7 protein-coding genes are annotated in these 7,385 nt (G+C 54.6%); 5 read left to right on the forward strand and 2 right to left on the reverse strand.

From position 1 onward, the window contains the following. Nucleotides 1-220: 220 nt before the first annotated feature. From Q0X57_RS06710 to Q0X57_RS06730, 5 genes are all read left to right on the forward strand, one after another. A complete protein-coding gene (locus Q0X57_RS06710; protein WP_297729389.1) occupies nucleotides 221-589 on the forward strand; it encodes a DUF488 domain-containing protein in 369 nt (122 codons plus the stop codon). Nucleotides 590-774: 185 nt separating this feature from the next. Further along, nucleotides 775-1,329, forward strand: a complete 555-nt coding sequence (locus tag Q0X57_RS06715; protein ID WP_004331580.1) for a pyruvoyl-dependent arginine decarboxylase — start codon at nucleotides 775-777, stop codon at nucleotides 1,327-1,329. A gap of 27 nt (nucleotides 1,330-1,356) precedes the next feature. Continuing rightward, nucleotides 1,357-1,794: a ribose 5-phosphate isomerase B gene (gene rpiB, locus Q0X57_RS06720; protein ID WP_297729373.1), complete on the forward strand. Its 438-nt coding sequence runs from the start codon at nucleotides 1,357-1,359 to the stop codon at nucleotides 1,792-1,794. 19 nt (nucleotides 1,795-1,813) lie between these two features. Then, nucleotides 1,814-2,305, forward strand: a complete 492-nt coding sequence (locus Q0X57_RS06725; protein WP_297729376.1) for a hypothetical protein — start codon at nucleotides 1,814-1,816, stop codon at nucleotides 2,303-2,305. 97 nt (nucleotides 2,306-2,402) lie between these two features. Further along, nucleotides 2,403-5,852: a tetratricopeptide repeat protein gene (locus Q0X57_RS06730; RefSeq protein ID WP_297729379.1), complete on the forward strand. Its 3,450-nt coding sequence runs from the start codon at nucleotides 2,403-2,405 to the stop codon at nucleotides 5,850-5,852. Here the strand turns inward: Q0X57_RS06730 and Q0X57_RS06735 are convergent, their stop codons facing one another. Next, nucleotides 5,853-6,581: a glycosyltransferase family 2 protein gene (locus tag Q0X57_RS06735; protein WP_297729382.1), complete on the reverse strand. Its 729-nt coding sequence runs from the start codon at nucleotides 6,579-6,581 to the stop codon at nucleotides 5,853-5,855. Beyond that, on the reverse strand, nucleotides 6,578-7,385 hold an 808-nt coding region (locus Q0X57_RS06740; protein WP_297729385.1), incomplete at its 5' end, for a glycosyltransferase. The genes Q0X57_RS06740 and Q0X57_RS06735, both read right to left, overlap by 4 nt.

Here is a 7,385-nt window from a genome sequence, read left to right on the forward strand (position 1 = left end):
TCTTCCGAAGTTTCATTTCATTCTTCCGAAGTTTTATTTCCCGGCTCCGTGGAGAATTTTCATTTGCTCCGTGGAGATTCCCGATTTCCTCGGGAGGAATTGGAATCAGCGGAGATGTAAGAGTCGCTACGTAGTGCGGTTATAGCGCCGTATTATGATGACTTATTCGTACATTTGTCTCTAACCACGCGTGAATTCACCTTAAAGGAGACAAGACATGATGAATGAATTGAGATACAAGCGAATCTATGAAACTCCAGTTGAAGCAGATGGTTTTCGTGTTCTTGTGGACAAACTATGGCCACGAGGAATGAAAAAGGAAAATGCTAAAATTGATCTATGGGCTAAGGAGATCGCTCCATCAGATGAACTTCGAAGATGGTTTTCCCATACTCCTGAAAGATATGATGAGTTTAAACAGAGATACAGACAGGAATTGTCCGAGAACTCAGCGTCACAGGAGTTTAAAGATTTGTGTGTTCAGAAGTTGCACGATCATAACGTGACCCTGCTGTATGGCGCAAAAAACGAGAAATATAACCATGCTGTTGTTTTGAAAGAATGGTTGGCAGAACAGATGCATCAGTAAGAAACAGTTGTGTAATCTATGATCATAATGACTGTGTGAGATATGCAGTCAAAATGTGGCTTCTCCCTCCGCACCTCAAAACAGGAATTAGCCGTTATAATGCGCCAGCTCGACCTATGTCCCCTTACTTTCGTATATTTGCCCACGCAAATTAGATATTCCCTAACTCATAAATAACTATCACGATGAGCAACAAGTACTACGGGAACTTGATCCCCAATACATTCTTCACGACCAAAGGAAGCGGTGAGTCTGACCTTGAGAAGCATGCTGGCTCCTACCATATGGCACTCTACGATGCGGGTATCGCCGACTATAATATAATGGTCTACTCCTCCGTCCTACCAGCTACGGCTCGGCTCGTTTCGCCTGATGAGGTGGATATGCCTCCCTTTGGCTCAGAGCTCAAGACGATCATGTCTGTCTCGCACGGTATCCAAGATGAGTTCGTCAGTGCTGGTGTCGTCTATGCCTGGATGTACAAGGATGAGAACTTCGACGAGAAGGCTGGAGGTCTCGTCTGCGAGGTGAGCGGTCGCTACCGTATCGAGGAGCTGGAGTCTCGTCTGATACGTGTCATCAATGATCTGCACCAGAACACTTACAGCCAGTACTATCTCGGTGAGCTCAACTTCATCACGGAGGGTATCACGGTGACCAAGCGCTACGGTACGGCACTGGCTGGCCTTTGCTTCGTGGACTTCGTGCTTCCTGAGTCTCCTATGAAGGATGAGGATTGATCAAAAACGATATAGAGAAATAGTCTTATGAAACTAGGTATTTGCTCAGACCACGCTGGCTATCAGCTCAAAGAACAGGTCAAGGAGTGGCTCGCAGCCATGCAGATCGAGTGTGTCGACTACGGTACCCATTCGGAGGAGCGCTGTGACTATCCAGACTATGCGCATCAGCTTGCCTTTGCCATACAGATGGGTACGGTAGATCGTGGTATCGCTATCTGCGGTACGGGCAATGGTATGGCTATGACGCTCAATAAGTACAACGTCATCCGTGCTGGTCTCGCTTGGAACGAGGATATTGCTAAGCTCATCCGTGCGCACAATGATGCTAATGTACTGGTCATGCCAGCACGCTTCATAGAGACGGCGGAGGCTGAGCGCTGTCTGCATGCGTTCCTTGATACCCCCTTTGAGGGCGGTCGTCACAAGGAGCGGATTGACAAGATGGTGCTACCCACCTGCTAGTGCCTTTTGAAGCTGAGCTATGGAGGCTCTAGAGATCTTTTTTCTATCCATAGCGATAGGACTGATCGTGCATCTGCTCGTTCGCTGGTCGGAGCGACAGAAGGCTCGTAAGAAGGACGGCACCGCTACACAGCAAGGCTCGCAGACGACTGGAGAGACTGCTCTAGGCTCTGCCCTTGGCGAGGTGGAGCGCGAACTGAGAGAGTCTCTCTCTAGCGAGTCGGACACGAGTCGCTGTGCCTATGATGCGACCGCTTGTGCCAGCTGTACGGACTCTTGCTCCGAAGCTGAGAGAGCGGTGAGACGTGCCCCGCAAATCGTCTACTACGATGACGAGGAGCTGGATGTGCTGGCGCATCGTCCTGTAGAGAGCTACACGGATGCGGAGCTGGCGATGCTCCGTGAGGTGGCTGAGACACTCCTAGAGACTGACTATGAGGGGTGGCTCAAGAGCCTCTCAATGCGTGGTATCCTGCTCCCGCCTGAGATCTTGCAGCTGGTCACGCCGTAGGACGCTCAGTACAATATATATAAGGTCTGGTACGTTTGTGAGAGTAGGGGATAGGAGCATAGAGGCTCTCCCTGAGGATTAGAACTTAATTGTAAGCGTGGCAGACAGAGACAGATCTTATCGTGGTAAGCTACCACTGCGCACTAAGCATTGTCTAGGCGTAGTGGTAGCTTTGCTGTGCGTCTTGGGCAGCGCCGTGGGCTGTAGCACCAAGCGCAACGATAGTGCTTCGCGCTTTTACCACAATCTGACCACACGCTACAATGTCTATCACAACGGTCAGCTTGCTTTCAACGAGGGCTACAAAGCACTCTACCACGACCTTTCGGAGAGCTACACCGAACTGCTAGTACCCGATCCTATCACACGTACAGCGGGACAGGAGTCGTCGGAAGAGACAGCTGTGGGCGGCTCGCTAGGCAAAGCGATCGAAAAGGGACAAAAGGCGATCCGTGAGCACTCAATCCGTACGAAGCCGAAGATTTCGCGAGAAGATCTGCTGCGCAATCCGAAGAAGAAGGCTTTCTACAATAAGATGGAGTACAACCCCTTCCTGCACAATGCCTGGATGATGGTGGGGGAGTCGCAGTTTTACGGCGGTCACTTCATGGAGGCGCTGGCGACCTTCTCCTATATGACGCGGCTCTACAGTACGGAGGATAAGGTGCGGGACGAAGCGCGCATCTGGCAGGCTCGCTGCTACCTCGCTCTGGGCTGGGTAGACGAGGCGAACGAGATACTGAGCAACCTACCCGAAGATGGCATCTACAAGAGTCGTAGCAAGGCCTATCCACTAGCGGAGACGGAGCTGGCTCTCAAGCAGGGCGACACGCTCTCAGCCATCTCTTACCTGCAGCAGACAATTGATCGCAAGCCGATCAAAGCTCAGCGAGCTAGGCTGTACTATCTCCTAGGGCAGCTCTACAGCAAGGAAGGACGGTGGGGCGAAGCCTCTCGAGCTTTCGGATGTGTGATACGTCTGGCACCGCCTTATCCATTGGAGTTTGCCGCCACGATGCGTCGCCTAGAGATCGAGGCTCAGGGCAATCCGCAGCGAGTCATACAGCGTCTGGAGCGCTTGGCGCATAGAGATAAGAACAAAGAACTCGTTGACCAGATATACCTTACGCAGGGACGCCTTTACTTGGCTATGCCCGACACGACACATGCCGTCACCGCCTTCACGCATGGCGTGGCGCAGAGCACGCAGCGTAGCTTTGACTATATGCTCTGTCAGCTTCACTTAGGCGACATTTACTTAGCGCAAAACAACTACCTCAAGGCTCAGGAGGCGTATGCTGGCGCAGCGGGGGTGATCGAGAAAAGCCACCCGCGCTACGAGGCTGTGACCAAGCTCTCGGCCGACCTAGACCAACTGGTTTCCTTTGCGCAGCAAGTCTACGAGCAGGACAGTTTGAGACGCATCGCTGCGCTCCCAGAGGCGGAGCAATTGGCCTATGCGGACAGTCTCATCACCGCTTACAAGAAGGCGCAGGAGGAGACTCGCAAGCAGGAGCTGCTCGCTCAGCAACAGGGACAAAACGAAGCGCTCAACCAGCAGGCCGACATCAATATGCCTAGCAGAGGTCGCCCTGGAGGTGTTGGTACGCCTCCCCCGATGGCGGGTGGTGGCAATGGCAAGAGCTACTTCTACAATCCTACGCTGGTGGCTCAGGGTAAGGACCTCTTCGAGCGCAAGTGGGGCAAGCGTCCACTGGCGGATGACTGGCGGAGACGTAATAAGCAGATCGCCATTGATGCGGGCGACCCCACGGCTCAGATGGAGGAGCGTGGCGAACAGCCCGCTGACTCGTTGTCTTCGGTGGCATCTCCTACGGATAGCCTCACCTCGTCTACCGATAGTTTACCCGCAGATCAAGATCCGCTCCAGCGGGCGTATTACCTCTCCAAGCTCCCCACAACGCCCGAGCAGATCGCTGCTTCGGATGAGATTATCCAGACGGCGCTGGTCGGTATGGGCAAAGCTTTCAACGAACAGATGGAACGCTTTGAGGAGTCGGTCAAGAGCTACGAAGACCTCCTCAGACGCTATCCCGAGTACGCCGACAGAGCCTCCATATACTACACGCTCTACATGCTCTATCAGCGATTAGAGCGGGCAGACCTTGCCGAGCCGTGGCGACGTAAGTTGCTGGCCGAGCTTCCCGAAGACCCACTTGCCGTCACCCTACAAGATCCTAACTACATAGCCAAGCTACGAGCCAACATTGGGGCTGACGAGCGACTCTACGACCAAGCTTTCAACGCTTACTTAGCGGGCCGATCACGAGAGGTGCAGCAACTGTACCGTGAGACGGCTGAGTCTTATCCGCTTTCAGAGACCTTGCCACAGTTTGCCTTCGTCAATGCGCTCAGCTATGTCTTGCAGGGTGACGAAGCGTCCTTCAGAAAGGGGCTTGAGTCGCTCACTACATCTTATCCTAAAGAGGAGGTCTCCGTGCTCGCTCAGGAGATGCTCCAGCGTCTGCTGCGTGGAGCGCGCATCGCTCAGGGCGGGTACCAAGGCATGGCTTGGAATCTGCGCATTGCTTCGCAGGATAGCGTCGCGGGGACATTGGCGGAGCACCCTTTTACCATCGGAAAGCGTAGTGATAAGTACCAAGCTCTGCTCATCTTACCTCGAAAAGGTGATGCTCTGGAGCGCTCTCTGCGCTTTGCCGTCGAGAGCTTCAACTACGCTCAGTTTACCGACTACATCTTCCCCGTAGCCTTCGCCCCTTCGGAGCATGAGACCCTCATGACCATCAGCGACCTTCCCACGGCCACTGTCGCATGGCAGTACGTGACTCGGGCTTATAGTCCTGAGGGCTACCTCTCCGCTTTGGACAGTTCAGCGCTGCTCCTCGTCATGACGGAGGATAATTACCGCCAGGTCGCCACGGGGGCCAAGAGCATCGGCGACTATATGACCTTCGTGGCTGATAGCTTGGTCGAGCTTTACCCCGCAGCGCACTATCTCCTAGACCGTTGGATCCTCCTCACAGGTTCACAAGCAGAGAAGCCTGTGAAGACCGATACGGTTGCTTCGCCCGCACTGCCCGCCGTTGACAAGCCGATTACCTTTGAGATAGATCGTTCGCAGGTCGCTCTGCAACCTGTGGAGCTACAGCTGGACAGCTTGTTGCAAAAGCCTGAGGAGACGAAGCCTGTGGAGAATGAGCGCACCACGATTCAAAAGGCGCGACAAGTGACTCCCGAGGATCTGAAGCAGATGGAGCGCGAGCGCAAAGCGCAAGAGCGTCAGGCGAAGCGTGAGCGTGAGGAGCAACTCAAGGAGCGTCAGCGCCAGCGTGATGCGGAGCTTAAGGCTCGTCGTGAAGAGCAGCGTCGTCAGGAGCAACTGCGTCAGGAGCAGATCAAGCGTGTGGAGGCTGAGCGCCGTGCTCAGGAGAAAGCCCGCAAGGAGCAACTACGCCAGCAGGAACAAGAGCGTCAGAAGCGTCTCAAGGCACTCGAAGAGGAGCGCCGTCGCAAGCTCAAAGAGCGAGAGGCACAGCAGAAAGAGCAACAGAAGCAACGCCGCTAGTTAGCGCTGACGGCAGAAGAGGAAGCTGACGTGTCGTGTTAGGGCGGTGAACCAACCGTACCTCCGAGCCATAATACGGAGCCGCTCGAGGAGCGAGGCGCGATGGTTGCGTGTGGTGACCCCTTCGTTAAGGTAGTTGACGAGATAGTCGTCGATGCGGTACTGGCTATGGATAGCGTTGATGATCTTGATGCACCAGTCGTAGTCTGCCGAGTAGCGGTAGCGCAGATCATAAAGCGGAGCGAGCGAGCGTCGTGGTATGAAAGCTTGGTGGCAGATGAGCATGCCATTGGCAAAGGAGCGCTGCGTCAGTTGATGTGGCGGGCGCAACCGACGAGGATGAAGGTCTTGGTAAGCACCGTCTACAATCATCGTATCGCCATAGAGGAGGTCAGGCTGGTGCGTCTCAAGAGCAGCACAGACGGTGCGGACCGTGTCAGGTGTGCGGAGCGTATCTCCCGCATTGAGATACCAGATGTAGGTGCCGTGAGCTTGGCGCAACCCTTTATTCATCGCATCGTAGAGCCCATGGTCGGGCTCGGAGTGGACGGTAGCACGAGGGTAAAGCGTCTGGACGAGCGAGAGCGTTTTGTCTTGGGAAGCTCCGTCTATGACGAGGTACTCGAAGCTTTGGTCACTCTGCTCGGCAAGGCTACGCAGCGTGGGCGCAATGGTTGCCTCCGCATTGTAGCAGATGGTGATGATGGTTAGTAGGGGCGTGGTGGTCATCGGTTTGCTCGCTGGGTGTCATCTATTAACTGTGCGTAAAGCTGGGCATACTGCTGGGCAATGGCTGTCGGGGCAAAGCGCAAGGCGGAAGCTCGGCACGCTTCGGGCTGATAAACTGAGGCTTCGGTGAAGTGTTGCCAGAGAGCGGTCGCCATCTTTTGCGGTTTGTCGTGCGCCACGAGAGCGCCATTTACCCCATTGATGAGTATATCAGCGGGACCTCCTGAGTCTCTAGCAATGACAGGCGTACCGCAAGCAAGAGCCTCTATGAGTGTCTGCCCAAAGGACTCGCGCTCACTGGTTGAGATGAGGACGGAGTTCTCAGCGTAAAGGGAGCACAGTCGCTCCTCATCGGAGATACTACCCAGATGCTGTACGGGGATGGGGATCTGCTTGAGGAGTGTTCGGTCGGATAGGGCACCGACGAGTGTGAGCTGCATTTGCGCTGTCTGCTCGCCCGCTAGCTCGGCGAGTTGTCGCATGGCTTCGGTGAGGTAGCTCCACCCTTTGATCGGGTCATCCACACGTGTCGCTACGAAGAGAATTTGATAAGGTGCTTGCTCGTTGGAGGCTTTTGTCTCCTGCATCTGTGCCTGCTGATAGTACTGAGCGGAGAGAACATTGCCGATGGTGCTGATGCCTAGGCGAGGCACGATGGGGGAGCGTGACACCTCATTGGCAAGGCTACTGGAGACGGTGACCCAGTGAATAGGGTAGTGCGCCATGAGCTCCGCTTTGCGCTGCCGAACTTGTCGGTCTAGTCGGCGCAGGGGGGCTGACAGTTCGCCAGGCTTAGTTGCCATC

The sequence above is a fragment of the uncultured Porphyromonas sp. genome (assembly GCF_947254915.1).
Taxonomy (GTDB): Bacteria; Bacteroidota; Bacteroidia; order Bacteroidales; family Porphyromonadaceae; genus Porphyromonas.

Coding starts and splice junctions, on each gene's coding strand:
- Q0X57_RS06715 (WP_004331580.1), top strand. CDS start 775: ATGAGCAACAAGTACTACGGGAACTTGATCCCCAATACATTCTTCACG.
- rpiB (WP_297729373.1), top strand. CDS start 1,357: ATGAAACTAGGTATTTGCTCAGACCACGCTGGCTATCAGCTCAAAGAA.
- Q0X57_RS06725 (WP_297729376.1), top strand. CDS start 1,814: ATGGAGGCTCTAGAGATCTTTTTTCTATCCATAGCGATAGGACTGATC.
- Q0X57_RS06735 (WP_297729382.1), bottom strand. CDS start 6,581: ATGACCACCACGCCCCTACTAACCATCATCACCATCTGCTACAATGCG.
- Q0X57_RS06710 (WP_297729389.1), top strand. CDS start 221: ATGAATGAATTGAGATACAAGCGAATCTATGAAACTCCAGTTGAAGCA.